This is a genomic window from Salinispira pacifica, from assembly GCF_000507245.1.
Lineage (GTDB): Bacteria > Spirochaetota > Spirochaetia > DSM-27196 > Salinispiraceae > Salinispira > Salinispira pacifica.
The window spans coordinates 2,514,887-2,532,449 of record NC_023035.1; the positions used below are offsets into that span (position 1 = coordinate 2,514,887).

The 17,563-nt window shown below is 50.5% G+C and carries 14 protein-coding genes; 5 read left to right on the plus strand and 9 right to left on the minus strand.

Annotated features, from left to right (window positions below):
* Positions 1 to 30: 30 nt before the first annotated feature.
* Positions 31 to 1,068 (minus strand): LacI family DNA-binding transcriptional regulator, encoded by a 1,038-nt coding sequence (locus L21SP2_RS11110; protein WP_024268606.1) that lies wholly within the window; start codon positions 1,066 to 1,068, stop codon positions 31 to 33.
* A 179-nt stretch (positions 1,069 to 1,247) separates the two neighbouring features.
* On the opposite strand from L21SP2_RS11110, the gene L21SP2_RS11115 reads away from it, so the two are divergent.
* The 3 genes from L21SP2_RS11115 (at position 1,248) to L21SP2_RS11125 (ending at position 4,858) form a co-directional block, all read left to right on the plus strand.
* Positions 1,248 to 2,615 (plus strand): family 4 glycosyl hydrolase, encoded by a 1,368-nt coding sequence (locus tag L21SP2_RS11115; protein WP_024268607.1) that lies wholly within the window; start codon positions 1,248 to 1,250, stop codon positions 2,613 to 2,615.
* A gap of 79 nt (positions 2,616 to 2,694) precedes the next feature.
* Positions 2,695 to 3,168, plus strand: coding sequence for a divergent PAP2 family protein (locus L21SP2_RS11120; protein ID WP_169730471.1), 474 nt, complete (start codon positions 2,695 to 2,697; stop codon positions 3,166 to 3,168).
* Positions 3,169 to 3,223: 55 nt separating this feature from the next.
* Positions 3,224 to 4,858, plus strand: a complete 1,635-nt coding sequence (locus L21SP2_RS11125; RefSeq protein ID WP_024268609.1) for a putative manganese-dependent inorganic diphosphatase — start codon at positions 3,224 to 3,226, stop codon at positions 4,856 to 4,858.
* A 1-nt stretch (position 4,859) separates the two neighbouring features.
* Here L21SP2_RS11125 and L21SP2_RS11130 read toward each other — a convergent pair whose 3' ends face one another.
* The gene (locus tag L21SP2_RS11130) at positions 4,860 to 6,608 is read right to left on the minus strand and encodes an alpha-glucosidase (protein WP_024268610.1); all 1,749 of its coding nucleotides are present in this window, start codon (positions 6,606 to 6,608) and stop codon (positions 4,860 to 4,862) included.
* A gap of 151 nt (positions 6,609 to 6,759) precedes the next feature.
* Between L21SP2_RS11130 and L21SP2_RS11135 the strand changes: the two genes are divergently transcribed.
* A complete protein-coding gene (locus L21SP2_RS11135) occupies positions 6,760 to 7,890 on the plus strand; it encodes a hypothetical protein (RefSeq protein ID WP_024268612.1) in 1,131 nt (376 codons plus the stop codon).
* Between the two features lie 137 nt (positions 7,891 to 8,027).
* On the opposite strand, the gene L21SP2_RS11140 is transcribed toward L21SP2_RS11135, so the two are convergent.
* Positions 8,028 to 8,324, minus strand: a complete 297-nt coding sequence (locus L21SP2_RS11140; protein WP_024268613.1) for an Hpt domain-containing protein — start codon at positions 8,322 to 8,324, stop codon at positions 8,028 to 8,030.
* A gap of 250 nt (positions 8,325 to 8,574) precedes the next feature.
* Here L21SP2_RS11140 and L21SP2_RS11145 point away from each other — a divergent pair, with 250 nt between their 5' ends.
* Positions 8,575 to 9,759: a ribose-phosphate diphosphokinase gene (locus tag L21SP2_RS11145; RefSeq protein WP_041402870.1), complete on the plus strand. Its 1,185-nt coding sequence runs from the start codon at positions 8,575 to 8,577 to the stop codon at positions 9,757 to 9,759.
* Here the strand turns inward: L21SP2_RS11145 and L21SP2_RS18110 are convergent.
* The 6 genes from L21SP2_RS18110 to L21SP2_RS11175 form a co-directional block, all read right to left on the minus strand.
* Complete coding sequence (locus L21SP2_RS18110; protein ID WP_024268616.1) at positions 9,737 to 10,315, minus strand: phosphoribosyl-AMP cyclohydrolase; 579 nt, start codon at positions 10,313 to 10,315, stop codon at positions 9,737 to 9,739. The genes L21SP2_RS11145 and L21SP2_RS18110 overlap by 23 nt on opposite strands.
* A 51-nt stretch (positions 10,316 to 10,366) precedes the next feature.
* A complete protein-coding gene (rph, locus tag L21SP2_RS11155; protein ID WP_024268617.1) occupies positions 10,367 to 11,062 on the minus strand; it encodes a ribonuclease PH in 696 nt (231 codons plus the stop codon).
* Positions 11,063 to 11,064: 2 nt separating this feature from the next.
* Positions 11,065 to 11,442: a hypothetical protein gene (locus L21SP2_RS11160; RefSeq protein WP_041402874.1), complete on the minus strand. Its 378-nt coding sequence runs from the start codon at positions 11,440 to 11,442 to the stop codon at positions 11,065 to 11,067.
* Between the two features lie 139 nt (positions 11,443 to 11,581).
* The gene (locus L21SP2_RS11165; protein ID WP_024268620.1) at positions 11,582 to 13,249 is read right to left on the minus strand and encodes a serine dehydratase beta chain; all 1,668 of its coding nucleotides are present in this window, start codon (positions 13,247 to 13,249) and stop codon (positions 11,582 to 11,584) included.
* Positions 13,250 to 13,322: 73 nt separating this feature from the next.
* Entirely contained in the window at positions 13,323 to 15,056 is a 1,734-nt protein-coding gene (locus L21SP2_RS11170; protein ID WP_024268621.1) for a hypothetical protein, read from the minus strand.
* A 52-nt stretch (positions 15,057 to 15,108) separates the two neighbouring features.
* Complete coding sequence (locus L21SP2_RS11175; protein ID WP_169730472.1) at positions 15,109 to 17,493, minus strand: HEAT repeat domain-containing protein; 2,385 nt, start codon at positions 17,491 to 17,493, stop codon at positions 15,109 to 15,111.
* Positions 17,494 to 17,563 lie beyond the last annotated feature (70 nt).

Sequence of the window (17,563 nt, forward strand, 5' to 3'; positions counted from 1 at the left end):
CAGGTGGAGCAGGTGTATCCGGAACAGCATTCAGGCCGAAATACGGCGCACAAGCTCAGGTGTAATGGTAACCTCTCTTTGGTCCAGTTCGCCACTGCCGGTTTTCAGACAGGCGTCAAGTTCATCCACAACGAGACGGGTCTTTGCGGCTATAAACTGTTTCATGGTTGTCAGCCCCATGACCGAGGCCATTCTTATGTCGTCAAACCCCATAATTGCCAGAGTATCCGGGACTGTGATCCCTTCATCTCTGCAAAACTGCAGGCCTCCGATGGCCATGGTGTCGCTGGTGAAAAACACCGCATCCGGCAGTTCTCCCCGGCTGAGTTCCGCCATTGCTTTTCGTCCGCCTGCTATGCTCAAATCTGAAGCGATACGTTGTGATTCTGGAATTTCCACCCCGTTTTCCATGAGATAATTGGTGAACCCTGTGACCCGGTCACCTTTTCTGTCAGACCCAAAGGCGTCCCAGCTCACAAGGCCAAATCTCCGGTGTCCCCGGGACCATAAATACTGTGCCGCATCGTAACCGCCAAGATAATCATTATTGAGTACAGAAAACACGGAACGGTTTCTCCGATGCACACAGGCTACCGGAACCCCCCGTTTTTTGAGAATTTCCATTGCACGATCTTCTATTTCACAGGACAGCACCACAACCGCATCCACCGCATCCAGCCAGGCTGAATCTTTTTCCAGGAAATGCAAAAGGCTTAACTCGCCGTCGGTATGTATCAACAGAGGATAATGATTAATTGCCAGCAGGTTTTCCTGCAGGGATATTTGAAGATCAAAATAGAAATCACTGTCGTTCACTGGAGACACCAGAGCAACAACCGGTGAGGTGCCGTTGCATCCATGTTCGACTGAACCGGAACCTGTTTCACCGCTGCCCGGGTGAAGCTTGGATGCTCCGGCTTTGGGCAGAAACCCCAGTTCCCGAATTGCCGCTTCAACGCTTTCTCGTGTCTGCCGGTGAACCATATCCGGGTTGTTGATTACCCTGCTCACCGTACTGATACTCACACCCGCAGAGCGGGCTACATCCTGCAGTTTCACTTTTGCCATGGCTCATACTATGCAGCATTCCGTATCATTGTCAAAGCATATACGGCAAATATTTGCAGTTTTTTTCAATTTTTCTATTTTATTTCATTTTTTTTTCACTTTTTCTTGCACAAGTTGTCATTTTGCTATAGAACAGAATCAGACCCACGGGAAAAACCCGATGCATGTTAGGAGCAGATATGTCAAAAAAAATTGTATTAGTCGGCGCTGGAAGTGCGCAATTCGGTCTTGGGACACTGGGTGACATTTTCACCAGCACTATTCTCAAGGGATCTGAACTGTGCCTCATGGATATAGACGCAGGGAGTCTTCAGCTTGTATATGAAGAAGCCAGAGATTTTGTTGCCCGTAACAACCTGGATTTCAGCATTACCTCAACCACAGATAGACAGGAAGCATTGAAGGATGCAGATTACATCATCATCTCAATTGAGGTGGGCGACCGCTTTAAACTTTGGGAGGAAGACTGGCGAATTCCCCAGCAGTACGGAATAACTCAAATCTACGGTGAAAACGGGGGCCCGGGAGGGGTTTTTCATTCTCTACGGATCATACCGCCCATTCTTGACATTTGCGGAGAGGCAATGGATCTGGTTCCCCACGCAGAAATATTCTGCTACTCAAATCCCATGACCGCCATTACCACAGCCGTACACCGTGCATATCCTGGTATCAAATTCACCGGGCTCTGTCATGAAATAGCCAGTCTTGAACGGTATCTCCCAGCCATGCTGGATCGCCCGTTTGACTCAATGGAGTTGACAGCCGGCGGCCTGAATCATTTCAGTTGTCTGCTTGAAGCCAGGGATCGGGAAACCGGTGAGGATCTGTATCCTGAAATTATGGAAAAAGCCTACAGCTTCTTCAACCGTGAGCCCGGCTACAGCGACATATGGCATCACTACAGGAAGACCGGAGAAATCATCCATACCGAAGGTTCAACGGCCCGGGCACAACTGGGAATTGAGGACAGTGCCGTTGAGTGGGCAGACAGAAAGCTGTTCCGGTTTATTATGGATACTTACGGACTTCTCCCCATCACGGTGGACAGCCATTTCGGGGAATACCTTTCCTGGGCATGGCAGCTTGCGGACCACCGGGGTATCGTGGACTTCTTCGATATGTACAAAGTGGCACTGAGCAGTGAACAGCGACCAGAAATTCAACTGAAACGTCATGAACGGGTTGTGGACATTATTGAAGGAATGATCCAGGACAGCGGCTATACCGAATCCGCAGTAAATGTAATAAACAATGGACTCATCCCGGACCTTCCGGACTGGATTGCGGTTGAGGTTCCAGCCACAATTAGCGCGGCCGGGGTTGAGGGAAAGCCTCTGACGAATGTTCCCAAAGGGTTTCTTGCACTGCTGAGAAATTATTCCGGAGTGTATGACCTGACAGCAGAAGCGGTACTGCAGAAAAGCAAGGATCTCACGGTTCAGGCTCTCCTTGCCAATCCGGTGGTAAACCAGGCACTGCCTCTGAAAGACCTGACGGAACGAATGATTTCCCAGCAGGATAGATGGCTCGGGTATCTGAAATAATCATTCCGCTTTGAAATGCCAAGCCTCACATAAAGGGCATGCAAATCAGAGCATGCACAACAGGCCTAGGACGACAGGCTTGGACAAGAGGGCATGGACGGGGTACAATACCGCCATGCCCATTGCATTTTTTACAGCAGTCAGCGTACAGCTGGTGTGCCAGCTGACAAAATTCATCGCATACTCAATCCGTGATAAAAAGTTCACCCCCTCCTACCTGGCAACCGCAGGGGGGATGCCCAGTGCTCACAGTGCATTCGTGAGTTCGCTTACCACCTATGTTGCCCTGGCTGAAGGCACCTCCGGTCCCTGGTTTTCTGTAAGCCTCGTCTTCGCCCTCATCGTAATGTACGATGCGTTCCGCCTGAGAGGCTATGTTCAGCGGCATGCCGAAAGCATCAACATAATCAGGGAAGAACTCTCTTCTCAGCTGAAAGATAAAATCCCCCGGCATTCCGAAATGGTAGGACACAGCCTCATGGAAGTTGCCAGCGGCGGGATTCTGGGAGCCGGCTGGGCCTGGCTGATTTGGCACCTGCTTCCAGGCGTTTAAACCGGTAATGGCATCCCTTCTTGAATGATTTCACTTCATTGGGTATTTTGAGGCAATGAAAACAATCTATGTCAGCGGCCACAAAAATCCCGATATGGACTGCACGGTGGCGAGCCATGCATATGCCTACCTGAAAAATCAGATCGATCCGGACAACACCTACATACCAATTCGCTGCGGCGCATTAAACGATCAGACCAAGGCTGCTTTTAAGAAAGCCGATTGTCCCAGCCCGGCATTGTACAGGGAGCTGATTCCCACCGTCGGTGATATAGCTCGTAAAGATTATATTTCTCTGCCATCAAACGCTCCAATTCTCGATGCCCTGGAGCTGCTGTATACCCGGAACATCAGCTTTATTCCGGTATTCAATTTTGACGGGTTTGACGGCACCGTTTCCATCAACGAGGTATCCGCATATCTTGTGAGGCAAAGCAGCACCGGCCGCCCAGTCTACAGCTTCTCATCAGAAAATATTCCCGAGGTTCTTCCCGGTCAGTTTATTGTCAGAGGCACAGGGGCAACATTCGATGCACCAATTATGACGGGCGCTATGCCCTTCGACATCTATCTAAAACGGATGAAAAGGCTGGAGCAGAAACCCATTCTTGTGGTGGGAAACAGAAGAAAAATTCTTGAACATGCAGTGAATAATCAGCTTCCGGCAATCATCATCACCGGAGTGGAGGATTCTGCGGAACTGGATACCGATTTTTCTTCATTTCAGGGCAGCGTGTATCTATCCGGCACCGACAGTGCCGAAAGCATCCGCCTTTTGCGCCTGAGTGTACCTGTACATACCATCGTAAACCGCAACCAGCCCAGGGTGGGAAAAGATGAATCATTTGAGGATGTTAAACGCCAGCTCATGTCCTCCGAGTTTCGAGGGCTGCCGGTGTTTGACGATGAAGAATTCTACGGTATTGTCACCCGTCGGCGCTTCATCGAGAAACCTGTGAAGGATCTCATCCTTGTGGATCATAATGAGATACATCAGTCTGTACCCGGAGCCAAGGAAGCGAATATTGTAGAAATTATCGATCATCACCGATTCGGTGCAGAGAAAACCAACACGCCGATCTACATCGCCTCCAAACCGGTGGGCTCCTCTTCAACCATCGTGTATCAGCATTTCAGAATGAACTTTGAGGATATCCCCCGGCATATTGCCATTCTGCTTCAGTCCGGGATTATTTCCGATACGGTCTACCTGAAATCTCCAACAACCACGGAGGAGGATGTTCGGGCACTAAAAGAACTGTCAATCCTATCCGGCCTGGACAGCGAAACCTACGCCACGGAAATGTTCAGCCAGTTGAAAGCTCTGAAAGAACGGAATCCGAAAGACGTAGTGCTTGGGGATTTCAAAACCTATCATCAGTTTAATAAAGATGTGGGAATAGGACAGGTTGAGGTTATGAATCTGGAGGAAGCGTCAGAGATGATCTCCAATTTTCATGAAGCTTTGAAAGCAGTAAGCCGGGATAAGCAGCTTGACTGGACCATGCTCCTGATTACCGATGTGATGAAAGAGCACAGCGTACTGGTCAGCAGCGGATATACTCCAGCTGAAAAAAAACTTATTTACAGTTCAATGGATGAACACAGCTTCGATCTGCCGCACATCCTCTCCCGGAAGAAACAACTCCTTCCGGAGGTTCTGAGGGTTTTGGAAGAAATCAGCTCCTGACTCAACCCCTTACATAGAGCCGTGTTTCCCAGGGTCCCAGGATGACGGTGCTGCCCAGCTGCTCACCGGCAAATTCACCGGCTCCAGTCACGGCAACGCTGTCGACTTCCCGCTCCCCGGATACTGGACGGCCAGCTGCATCCTGATCAAGGAGCAGTTGGCTGTTGGAATTACTGTAGATAAGACGGTAATTCCTGCCAACACCGGCAGGTCGTTTCCACAGAGCGCTGTGATCAGCCGGGTTTGAAATCAGAATGAGCGCATCGGGTCCGACAGAGAGCCCGAACTCCCTTTTTTCCTTTCGTGCCACACTTCTTTTCCAGGCAAGCACCCTATCCTTTCCGGAAGGTAAAAACTTAAGATCTCCCCTGGAAAGAACCGTCCAGTTTTTTCTCAAATGGATTAGAAACCGGTAATGTTCAAAAATACTTCCCGCCCTTCCCTTCTGGGATGATGCGTTAATCTGGCTGTAATTCGGATTGACCTTCATCCAGGGGATTCCGGTTGTGAACCCTGCATTCTTTGCCGAGTTCCATTGAAAGGGGGTCCTGGCATTGTCCCTGGTACTTCGCCTGAACTCATCAAAAGCCTGATCCTCACTGCGCCCATCTTTCAGCGCACGATAATAGCGATTTTTCGCAGCTTCACAATCGTAGTCACGCAATTTTGAGAAGGAAACATTGGTCATCCCGATTTCCTCCCCCTGATAGATAAACGGGGTTCCCCAGAGAGACATAAGCAGTGCAGCGAAGGTGGTTGCAGATTCACGATGGTACAATGCGTCATTCCCTACAATAGAAAGGTGACGGGGGAAATCATGATTGGATAAAAAATTGGTATTCCAACCGTCCTTCCTCAGATGCCGGTAAATTGGGCGAAAAACCTCCGGCAGGTTTCTAATATCATTCTTCAGCTTCCACAGATGATCAAACAGAAAAATCATATCCAGTTCTTTCCGTTTTTTATCCACATAGTGCCTGCTGGTTCTCGGGGTTGTTCCGCCGGTCTCGCCGACGGTGAAAACCGCACCATTTTGCAGGGCTTTTTCCCGGAATTCACGAAGATATTCATGGGTTCGCCGGGTATTCTTGAAGTTCCTGTGTTCCAGTTCGTTTTTAGGCTCAGGAGCGTCGGGAAGCCCCTCCGGCTTTCCGATATGATGTATGGCATCCAGGCGAAACGCATCAATCCCCCGCTGAATCCAGAATTCAGCTATATCATGAAATTCCCTGCGTACCTCAGGATTTTCCCAATTAAGATCAGGCTGCTGAGGATAAAAAAGATGCAAATAATACTGCCTGCGGTCGGGATCCCAGGTCCAGGCCGAATCACTGAAGTAACTGTCCCAGTTGTTGGGGGAATCTGTCCAATAATAATATTCGGGCTTATCCTTGAACCAGGGATGCTCGATGGAGCTGTGATTCATAACCAGATCCATCATAATGAGCATGCCCCGTTCATGAGCCTTCTCAATGAGCCGGTCGAGATCCTTGAGTGTACCGAATTCCTTCATCACATTCCGGTAATCCGAAACATCGTAACCATTATCTCTGTTCGGAGAGCTGCAGAACGGACTGAGCCAAAGTACATCAACGCCCAGCGTTTCCAGGTAATCCAGCTTCTGGATAATTCCGGGAATGTCGCCAATACCGTCTCCATTGCTGTCTTTGAAGCTTCTGGTATATATCTGATAGATGACATAATCTTTGAAATTTCTCTGTTTGTTAACGTTCGTGGCTATACGAGGCATGTGTTTTGATCCTAGTGCAATGGTTGATTCTGCCTTATACCAAACCTACCGCTTTCTGTACAGCATAAAAAACGCCCCAAACAATGTGGAAGTCAATCAAAATGCTGAATTCTCCGGTTAGCTAGGAAACACCACCTAACCGGAGGACTCAATGAATCCACTTCTTCCCCATTGCCCCAATCCCAGCTGCATCTACTTTGATGAAAGCGAGCTGATCCCCAACTGGTATTACATCCATGGCCGCTACTGCAGCAAAATCAATTATGGTATGCCCCGTTTCCGCTGCCGGGAATGCGGAAAAACCTTCGGTCACACCACCTTCTCCATCGATTACTACGTGAAAAAGCGGGTCGATTACAGCCGGCTCATGGCCGGACTGTGCAGCGGTTCCGGTCTCTGGGATATTACCCGTTTCACCGGCCATTCGGTGGATGTAATTCTCAACCGATTCGAGCGCCTGGCCCGGGCCGCCATCGCCGTACACTCGGATATCATGGCGGATCTGAATTTCGGCGAAAATCTGGTCATGGACGGCTTTGAATCGTTTTCAGTTTCCCAGTTCTACCCCAATAATATCAACATTGTGGCCGGAAGCAAGTCAGAATTTCTATATTCTCTTGGATATTCAGGGTTACGTCGAAAAGGAGCCAAGACGGAAAAGCAGAAACTCCGCCAGATTGAGCTGGAGAAAACGGCAAAAGCCCACCCGGAGGAGACAAAATGGAGCGTACAACACATTCTTGAGCATCTTTTTACCTGCCTGAAACAGAAATTGGGAGAAAAAGACTGGAACAGGACCCTCTTTACCGACAAGCATCGGGATTATCCCCGGGCGATGGAAGAGATTGAGGGGTTTGCCGGCAAGATCCTCCATGTGGCAATTTCCTCAAAGTTGACAAGAAATCATGCCAACCCGCTGTTCCCGGTGAATTATGCCGACCGGCAGTTTCGAAAAGATCTTTCGGATCATGTGAGAGAAACGGTGAAGTTCGCCCACTGCCCCAGTGCCATGATGAGCAGGATGACCGTGTACCAGCTGTTTCACAACTGTCTGGTGTCCAGGCGGTTGAAGGCATACCGCAGAATGGATGACTCGACACATGCCGAGGCGGCCGGCTTGGAACCTGACAGGCTGTCACAGATTCTTGTGAGCAGAATGTCCAGCCGGCCGTTTTTGAGCAAGCTGAATATCGACAGCGAAATGGAGAAAACCTGGAGGATGGGCTGGAAGATTCCCGGAGGGAAGCTTGGCAGATATGTTCCAAAGTTTATTGCAGCATGAGTTTATGGCAACATGAGATGGCCTCGGCGAGTTGGGCCTGACTGGTTCAGGGAAACGGGCTGCCTGGGTATGAGACAGAGAATACGCAGGGATTTCGGCTCTGGGGCTGTTTCCACATTGTTTGGGGCGTTCTTTTTTTAACAAATCCTGACATTCAGCAAAAAATGTCGTAAGTGCTGAATAACCCCCGGAATAGCGGCAAAATCACCGTCGTCACACATCTTTTGAAGCAGTTGCCCCTGTTTGCTCACTTCATCAAATCCGTAGGTTCCACCTTCGCCTTTCAGCCGATGGGCAATCTCACGGATTTGAACATAGTCTGAATTCTCGAAGAGTTGTTCCAGCCGGTCCAGATTGCTCAGAGTTTCTGTTCTGTATGTTTCCGCAAACGGCCGGATAATCGGATCCACGGTTACTTCAATTTGTTTGCTCATTTTAGTATTCCTGGGCTGCATTCTTGTTTCATTATATCTGTTTTTCTGTTGATATTTCAAATGTAACACAGTACACCAAATCCGGAAAAACTGTATCTTCCGGGTGAAATATCCGGGCATGTTGGGCCATATTCTTGTAACACTCTGTATACAGTTTTTTTCAGACACAGCTGCCGAAAAGTTTTCTTCAAGCTTCGGGGTACTGCAGAAGTTTATTGAATAAACCGTGATTTTTTATTATACAGTTGTCATGAATGAAAGCCAGCCTATTATCGTCGGAAACCTTGCAGACAATCCATTTGTAGCAGACATTGCCCAGCATATGAATCAGTCCATGCATTACTCGGATCTGGTTTCGTTAAAAAGCTTTTTAAACAATGAGTTTTGTCCCAGATTTATTGTGGATGAAGAGAGCTGGCAGGATGTTGGAAATAAGCTTGAGGGGCGAACGGTCCTCATCGTTTCCACCACCCAGAGCATGCACCCCCGGGATGAGCTGGCCATGCGGAATTTCCTCATTGCACGGGCTGCCAAGGATAATGGAGCTCACCGCGTTATTTTACTTGAACCCGACCTGTTTTACAGCGCTCAGGATCGGGGTCCGCGGAAAGAGCATGGTTTTGTGGATTTTCAGCGAAGCGAGAAGGATTATAAAAAATTTGATGGTCAGCCCTTCTCTTCCAGATTATATGCCGATCTTCTGAAGGAATCGGGAGTGGATGAGGTCATTACTGTACATAACCATTCCAACTCTGTGAAGCGGCTTTTCATGGAACGGTTTTCCGGGCATTTTCACAACATGCAGCCCAGTGATGTATACGCCAATTACATCCAGGAATCTGATATCGTAAATCGGGAAAAGCTGATCCTCTGCGCCCCCGATAAGGGAGCTTTTCCCTTTGTGAAGGAGGTTCACTCCCATTTTCAGGATAGCAGTGTGCCCATGATTGTTCTGGAGAAGGAACGGCTGGGTGAACGGAAGATCAGAATGGATGTGAATCCTGAATCGGATCTTACTTTCAAAGATGTGAAGGGCAAACAGGTGGTGGTAATCGACGATATGGTGCGCACCGGGAGCACGATTATTGAAGCATGCAGCCGTTTGAAAGAAGCGGGTGCGGAGCGGGTCGTGTTTATGGTTACTCATTTTTATTCATCTCAGGAAGGCCGTATCAAATTGAATCACAAGGCCATAGATGAAATCGTCACCACCAGCACCATTCCCCAGATACTGAATCGGGATATGCAGGGAAGGCTGAGGCATAAAATGGTAGTGTTGCGTATCGCAAGATGGATATCAAATTATATTCATCAGCAGATGGAGCCTGAGAGCGAATCCCTCACCCGCCCCTACTACACCGAGGATATGTCCAGCAAAAATCCACGCTGGAAGGATCCTTTAGGGCCTTTGTTTAACGGGAAGGCCGGCGAATAAACTCCAGTTTCACGGCAGGCCGGTCTTCCAGGGATTTTCTATTTTCTCCGGGGCGCAGATCCCGGGTCTCCATACCGCCTTTTTCAGTGTTGTCGGAGCGGCCGGTGTTATCTATGTTATCTGTGTTGTCGGCGTCGCTGAGGCGGCGGTAAAAACACGAATATCGGTGTTTTCCGCTTTGGGGATCCCGGGTATGGCATGCGCCGTCTCCGTCAGGTTCCACAAGATAGATCAGAGCGTCCTGATCGCAATCTGTACGGATTTCCCCAACCTTCATGATGTTTCCCGATTCTTCACCCTTGGTCCACAGTTTCTTTCTTGATGTGCTGTAGAATGTAGCCAGACCGGTTGATATGGTTTTCTCCAGAGCCTCGGGGGTGACGTAACCGAGCATCAGCACTTCCCTGCTGCCGGCATCCTGTACAATGCAGGGCAGAAGACCTCCCCGCTTGGGAAAATCCGGATGGAATTCCCTGCCTTCTTCCAGATCGGAAGGCTTTGGGTCCGAGGGGGTCGGGCGTGATGCTTGGGGTGATTTGAGCTGATCTTCTTTCATACGGGTTCCTTCCCAGACCGGCATGCGGGCTGTGGTGGTTTCTCTTTGAGCCTATTCAATCCCTGCTTGCTGAAGTGCGTTCAGCTGGGCCTCATAAATCCGGGAGATCCCTTCTTCGGCTGAGTCCAGCAGCGTATTGAGCTGTTCCCGTGAAAAGGAGTCCTGTTCGCCGGTTCCCTGCACTTCAATAAGAGCCTCATCTCTCATTACAACATTCATATCCACATCCGCATTGCTGTCCAGCTCATAGTCAAGATCGCAGTGAATTTGCTGATTGACGATTCCCACACTTACTGCGGCCACCTGTCCCTGACGGTACTGAATCGGATCTGTACCGTTTTCACCTGCCAGTTTCTGAAGGGCCATGATGAGGGCAACCCAGCCTCCGCTGATGGCTGCAGTGCGTGTCCCGCCGTCAGCCTGGAGGACATCACAGTCCACTACAATGCTCACTTCACCCAGAGCATCAAGGTCAATGGCTGCGCGAAGACTGCGGCCGATGAGCCGCTGAATTTCCACGCTTCTCCCGTCACGCTTCCGTATTTCTCTGCGTTTCCGGCCGCCGCTGGTACTCCCGGGAAGCATGGCGTATTCGGCGGTGATCCAGCCGCTGCCGCTGTCCCTGAGAAACGGAGGTACGCTTTTTTCAATGCTGGCAGTACACAGCACTTTGGTTCTCCCGAAACGGACAAGACAGGACGCATCGGCAGTATCAATAAACCCGGGTGAAAATTCAATTTCCCTCATGTTCAGGCAGCTCCCTCACCCAGGCGGGCACCGAAAAGAGCAACGGCATACGCGACTATTGCCGAGAGTATGAGACTGAAAAGCATTCCCGGTCCGAAAATTCCCCGCTCGAGAAGCACTCCGCCCACTGCGATAATCACCGCTCCAACGGCAGGTTCACGGATGGTAATTCCGGGACTGAGGCGGCCGGTAATGTAACCGCCGATAAAATATGCCAGAGGTTTCACGAGAAAAAACAGGAAAAATCCTATTCCAAGGGTAAGTATTCCAAATATCTTAAACACTGCTGTCACCGCTACCTGAGCTACCAGTAATACTGCAAGGCTGATGAGCATCCATTTCAGATCAAAAGATCCGTTTGTTTCATGATAATCTGACATTTTTTCCTCCAATTCAAAGAGCATGCTGACGAGTCATCCGGCGTCGGTTCATTCCGTTATCCCGTTTCGTAAATATATCCGGGTAGTGAGATATCCATTCATGATTCCGAAACCGGACTTGAGCTTGTAAAGAACCAATTTAACACTCAGGGATACTAACTTCAATCGGCAGTCCTCCGGCTCCGGGCTGTTTGAAGTTGTGCTTCAGCTCTTCACCTCTCCGGCGGAACTCGAAAACAATATCACATACATTTTCCAAGGAATAATAGGAGGCATCGGATTTGCTGACTGCAGGAATGTTGTTGTACTCCCCGCTATCCGGACCCTGCTGGTGGGCAGATTCGCTGCCCCGGCCTTTTCTTGCCCCGGCAGTGTTCTGAGAGAAGCCCTGGGGTGAACCGGCTGCGGTTCTTTCACAGACAGTGAGGGCAGCGGCGGCGGCCACCGCACTGCGGATTCCGCAGGGGTGAGTAATTGTTTCTCCCTGTACGGGACACCCCAAACCCAGACTGTGCTCCAGCACAGCTGCGGCGGATGACAGTATATCAAGGGAGGAACCTCCTCTGACGGCAGTCAATGCCCCTGCGGCCATGGCAGCTGCGGCTCCTGTTTCTCCCTGACAACCGTTCACCCCTTCCGGTGAGCCTTTTCCAAGTAAGCGGGCGATGGCTGCAGCGGTACATATGTACGTGGTAAGCCGGTCCTTATCAGCCCGGTGCATAGCGGATTCCCCGGTCTCCGCTATGCCGAAGCTGAGATAATATACCACCGGCATGATTCCCCATGCTCCGGTGCCGGCGAAATGAATCCCAGGCTCCCCACGGTAGGTAAGTTCCTGGATATACGATATCAGGCGGGTAACGGTTCCTGGCTGTTCTCCGGCATCAGTGCCCCCGGAGTTCTCAAGGCTGCGGCTCATCTTTTGCATGAGCCTGACAAAGTATTGATGATAGGTATCCAGAATTTTTCTCAGCCTGAGCTCACCGTGAATTGCGGTTTCCTGTTCCAGCATCAGACCGGGGATATCAGTATTGTATTCCCGGCACAGGCCGATGAGTGCCCTGGGGTCAAAAGAGAAGGAGAGACGGTCACCTGGAGGCGGAAAATGACGTTCGGGTTCGTTTGTTCCAACAAAGCGAAGAAGTGCGAATGCGTCGTCGCAGATCACTCCGCCGCCTATGCTGTACCAGCGCCGGGACAGTATGAGGTGCTCACCGCTCTCCTCACTCCTGCTGAACAGCTGGAATTCCACCCCCCGGCTGAAGCCGGGCACACTGATGCTTCCTCCGCTGATAATGGAACGGGAGGGATGAAATTCCACATCTGTGTCCCCACCCGGATCTGGTATTTTACCGATTTTCTCAAGCTGCCGGGCATCTGATATCATCATGTCACGCCAGGTGGTTTCTTCAGGGGAGACCTCAGAGAGGGGATCTACTTCATTGAGGGGATCCACTACATTGAGTGGATCAACCTCGTTGCGGGGATGTACCTCAGCGCTGGAATGGACCCCGGGGATTTCCCGGCCGGATAACCCCGAGCATAAGGCTTCATACATCAGGTAGTCATGCTGCCTTGCCGACATGGTTCCCAGTAGAAGCACTCTGATATAGTACTTCCCGGCCGGATGATGAAATGCTTCTTCAGAAATGTTGTGTTTTAATTCGGCTACGGAGGATTGGTGCTGCAGAAAATATTCCCGTATAAGTCCTCTGAACGCAGCTGCAGCACGCAGGGCGGCAAGAGTGTAACCGCTTGATGGACCGGGGCCGATTAGAAAAAGATCTGTAAAGCTCATGTATTCCATATGTTCCCCTGTATTCCATGATTCACCCGCACTTGGTGTATTCACCCGTATTCAATGTTTGCCCTGAGGCTGCTCAACCGTTCTGTTCGGCCCCATCATCAAGGGGATATTTTTGTTTCAGACGGGTAATTTGCTCGGGAGTACTGATGCGGTAACTCATAGTCAGAAGATCCTGAATTTTTTTTCGAAGGTTGCTTTCCTCTTCCAGTTCTGCGAGCACCGAACCTTCCTGCATTTCATACAGATAGAGGTTTATGAGAACCAGTGCAGAGCGCAGGGCTTCCTGTACGGTTTTTCCACCGGTCCAATTATCATCCCGGATTAATTCCTGTCGATGCCTAAGGGCTTCACGGTTTCCGGTGGCCTGACCTCTCACATCCTCCGCAGAATCTTCCAGACTTTCTGCCAGTCCGTTTCCGTCAATATCAGAAGCATTTGGCCCCGCTCCGGTATTTTCCCCGCCGGTAACCGCCCCGGGAGAGTCCGGATTTCCGTCCTCTGCCTGATTCTGTACCGGACCGCGAAGATCCGCAAATACATGGATGATGGAAAAGAGCCGGTCTTTCATCCCGCTGAAGATATTCAGATTTTCTGCGATCAGGTTCAGAAGCTGAGTTTCATTGCTGCCCGCCGGTTCAACATAGGAACTGATGCGCCGTCTGCTGTTTGTGAGTTCCATATACCGGAGTATCTGAAAAAACGGTACCTGTGTCCGAATGCGTTCAAGCTGATCGATGTTGTATCGCAGTCGGCTGAAAAAATCGGAAAACACCAGTTCGCTGAAGATCCGGCGCTTCCGGGATTCAGAGGTGATCACATCACGGCAGAGCAGAGCTTCAAAATTCTGCTGAAAGAGATTCGAAAAATCCAATACGTATGAGGGAATATTTGAGTAGGTATCGCTGTAACGCCCCTTTCGCTCAGGACCTATAATGCCGGTTATGAAGCGCTGCAATTGGGACAGATCGGGTGTCTGGGGATCCAGGCGGGGAAGAAAGTATCGCATCCGGTACATGCTGCGATAGCCGGCATACACGGAGGCAAGGCTTTTATCCAGCCCGTCAATATAGGATTTGATGGCTGCACTTCTGACTTCATCCACGTCAAACTCCCATTCACTCACCAGGGGTTCATCCAGGGGATTGATCAGGTCCTTCATGCTTAAATATCTTCTGCTGGAAACCATATTTGCAGCCAGGACCAGTTGTGAAAGCGACGGATGGATTCGATTGAACATGATGAGCTGTTCCACCAACGCCCGTGTTTCCCTCTGGGAGAACTTAACCTCTTCCATCCGATCATGCAGATAGGAGAGAACATCCAGGGTTTTCCGCACCAGCTGGGGCGAATGGTAATATACCAGGAGGTGAGGCTCCAGATGCTTCAGCCCCTCCAGGCTGTGGCGGCTTGCGGTGTTCATATTCAGGAAGCGGATTTTCTCGGTTTCACGGCAGAGGTTTTGCAGCAGAACAATCAGATTGTAATCATATTTATTCACGTATTTCCACGCAGAATCCAGGATGACCCCCAGGCGGGCTGTCAGGGGGATGGTGAGCTGCTGGATGATGCTCTGTTCCATGTTCTGAGCAGGCTTTGCAGCTATGCGCAGCCTGAAGAGGGGAAGAGAAACGATCAATCCGGTGCTTGCGGCGAATTTCCGTATTTTCCAGTAGTCGAACAGGATATAATTGAGAAGTGAATTATCCCCCGGGCGGTGCTTCAGGCGGCGGCGGTTCCTGATAATATCCTGAAGTCCGTGGGGGCGTCTTCTTTGAGAATGTGAAGCGATCTGATTGTCTTCGCTCATATACTAATACAGTATAGCGGATATTTATGATTTATGATGCAGCAGGATCGATTCACGATCCTGATTCATCATCAACATCCTTGGCGTGGAGCCGCTGCAGCGCCCATTCGGTGTACTTGCGCACTCTCTTCTGCGGATCCTCCCTGAGCTGAGACAGGATTTCATGCCCTTCCTTACCCGCCAGGTATTCCAGGGCCTTGGTAACCATTACCCGGACATCTTCATCAGGATCCCGTGCAGCCAGCACAATTCCCCGGTAACTGGATACGCTTCCCACTTTGGCAAGAAACTTCGCCGCATCCCTGCGCACCTGGGGATCCCGGTCACCCAGCAGCCTTATGTGTTTTTCCACGTACCCGGTCTGTTCCAGAATTTCCACAAGCTGGGGTTTCAGGCTTGCCAGGTCCTGTTCCAGAAGATCTCTGACGGCATCCTCGGCATCGTTTCCCATCCTGGCGAAACAGTTTACCAGACGATCCCGGAGTTCCGGTTCCGCGTCTTTCATATGCTCAAGAAGAGACTCAATGCGCCGGGAATCGCTTCGTCTGGATATTGCCTGGATAACCGGCTCATACAATTCATCATCCGCCTGAAATTCACTGAGAAGATGTACCAGAGTGCTCAGTGCGGTTTTGGATTCTGAAGCACCCAGCCCCCGTATTCCGGCTTCTTTCACCGTGCTTACTTCATGAGGGTCATCTATTACCCCTTTCAGTTCATCAATGGTTGAATCACTGCCGTGAACCCCCATGGCATCCCCCGCAGCTGCCCGGACCCGTTCAACGGGATCCCGAAGGAGATCGGTTGTGAGATTGATGGTGCGGGTGTCTCCCAGGTCTACCAGAGCCCGAAGGGCGGAAATCCTCACATCAGGCTCGGCATCCTTCAATGCTGCCCGGATTTCTTTGGAAATTCGTTTCTTTTCCTCAACAGGGATGCTGGCAATTACCGCTGCACGGATTTTCCCATCTGGCTGGGCAAGCAGTTCATCCACTCTGGAAGAAAATTCCTTGCCGGCATAATGATGGAGTACTCTGGTGAATTCACCAGCCTGTTCCGGAGGAATAGTGGGGAGCTGTTCAAGGATCATCTGAACCAGATATGGATGTCCGTAATCTGCAATGATCTTCAATGCGGTAATTCTGATGGAATGGGAGTACTCTCCCCTTTCGGATCTGAGTATCTCCTTGAGCCGGGGAAGAACCGTACCGGTCTTCAGTTGGGAAAAAGCTTTCCGCAGGGCTTCATGCTCGGTAAATGACGTATCCAGCAGGAGATTAAGCAGGATTTCCACCACCCTCTTATCATCCCTTATGTTCAGATGAGTCAGAATATAGGCCGCCTTTCCCGAATCGTAGCGGTGCCGGTCCAGTTCTTTCACCAGAAGAGCCGTTCCGCTGTCGCTGGGGCGCAGATTCAGGACCTTGATGCCCTGTTCCCATACCCGGGAATCTTCCCCGTTAATATTATTGAATCCCCGTTCCGCCAGAGGTGGAATCAGCAGACGGTCTCCGCTGCGCTCAAGCATTTTCAGGGCAAGGTAGAGACTTGCGGGTTTGGTCCCCGTCCGATACAGAAAATCCCAGACCTGAACCTCCGCCGCTTTACCCAGCAGCCGTTCCCTGCGCTCCAGGTCTTTTTTATCTGTCGGATCAGCTTCATTCAGCGTCTGCTTCAGCCATCCTATGCGATCCAGGAAGGCGGCTGCGGGGTGGCGCAGCTCCAGGTTCTTGCTGTCCAGCAGTTCGATTGCAAGATTGACATGATCTTCCCGCCGGGGATCAAGAAAATCCAGAACATGGAACGCTTCAACGGTGCCCAGATTTCCGGGGTCCACCGTGTACTGCCGGGGAAAATCCTTCTGGATCCTGTACCAGGCCGCCTCTCGTACTTCAAAGGCCGCATCATGGACCAGGGATGATTCCAGCCTGCCGTACAGATCTTCTATCCGATCGTTTTGGATCTCCTGGATGACCGTTTTTCTGACGAGGGGGTGGGAATCTCTGAGACTCTCTTCAAGAACCCTGGTGGATCGATCGGATCCATCGTGAAGTAACAGACTTACCGCAAAAAACCGGGCTTTCCATTCCGGATCCCCGCCGATTTCCCGGATCTGATCAACCGAATCCCTGAAAAGTTCCAGCACCTCTGCTGCAGGGAATGGCTCGCCGCTGCAGGAGAGGGCAAGCATCCGCATCCCCGCATCGTCCACCCGTTCCTTGATCAGCTGTTGATGCTGATTTTTCTGATTCTCCACGGCTGTTATCAGCACAGAAAACAGATTTTCCTCGGGTACAAACTCGAGTATGTATTTCAGCTGCTTCTCTTTCCGACGGCTGCGGTAATCCTTCATCCATATCCGGTCCAGACCGGAAAACCGGATAACAGCGGGGTTATTCTCTTCACGGGCCATCTGTACCAGGACCTTGGATTTCACCTTAAGGTAATGTGTACTGAATTTGCGGACAAAAGGGGTCCGGTTATTCAACGCTCGTTGGACTTCCGCT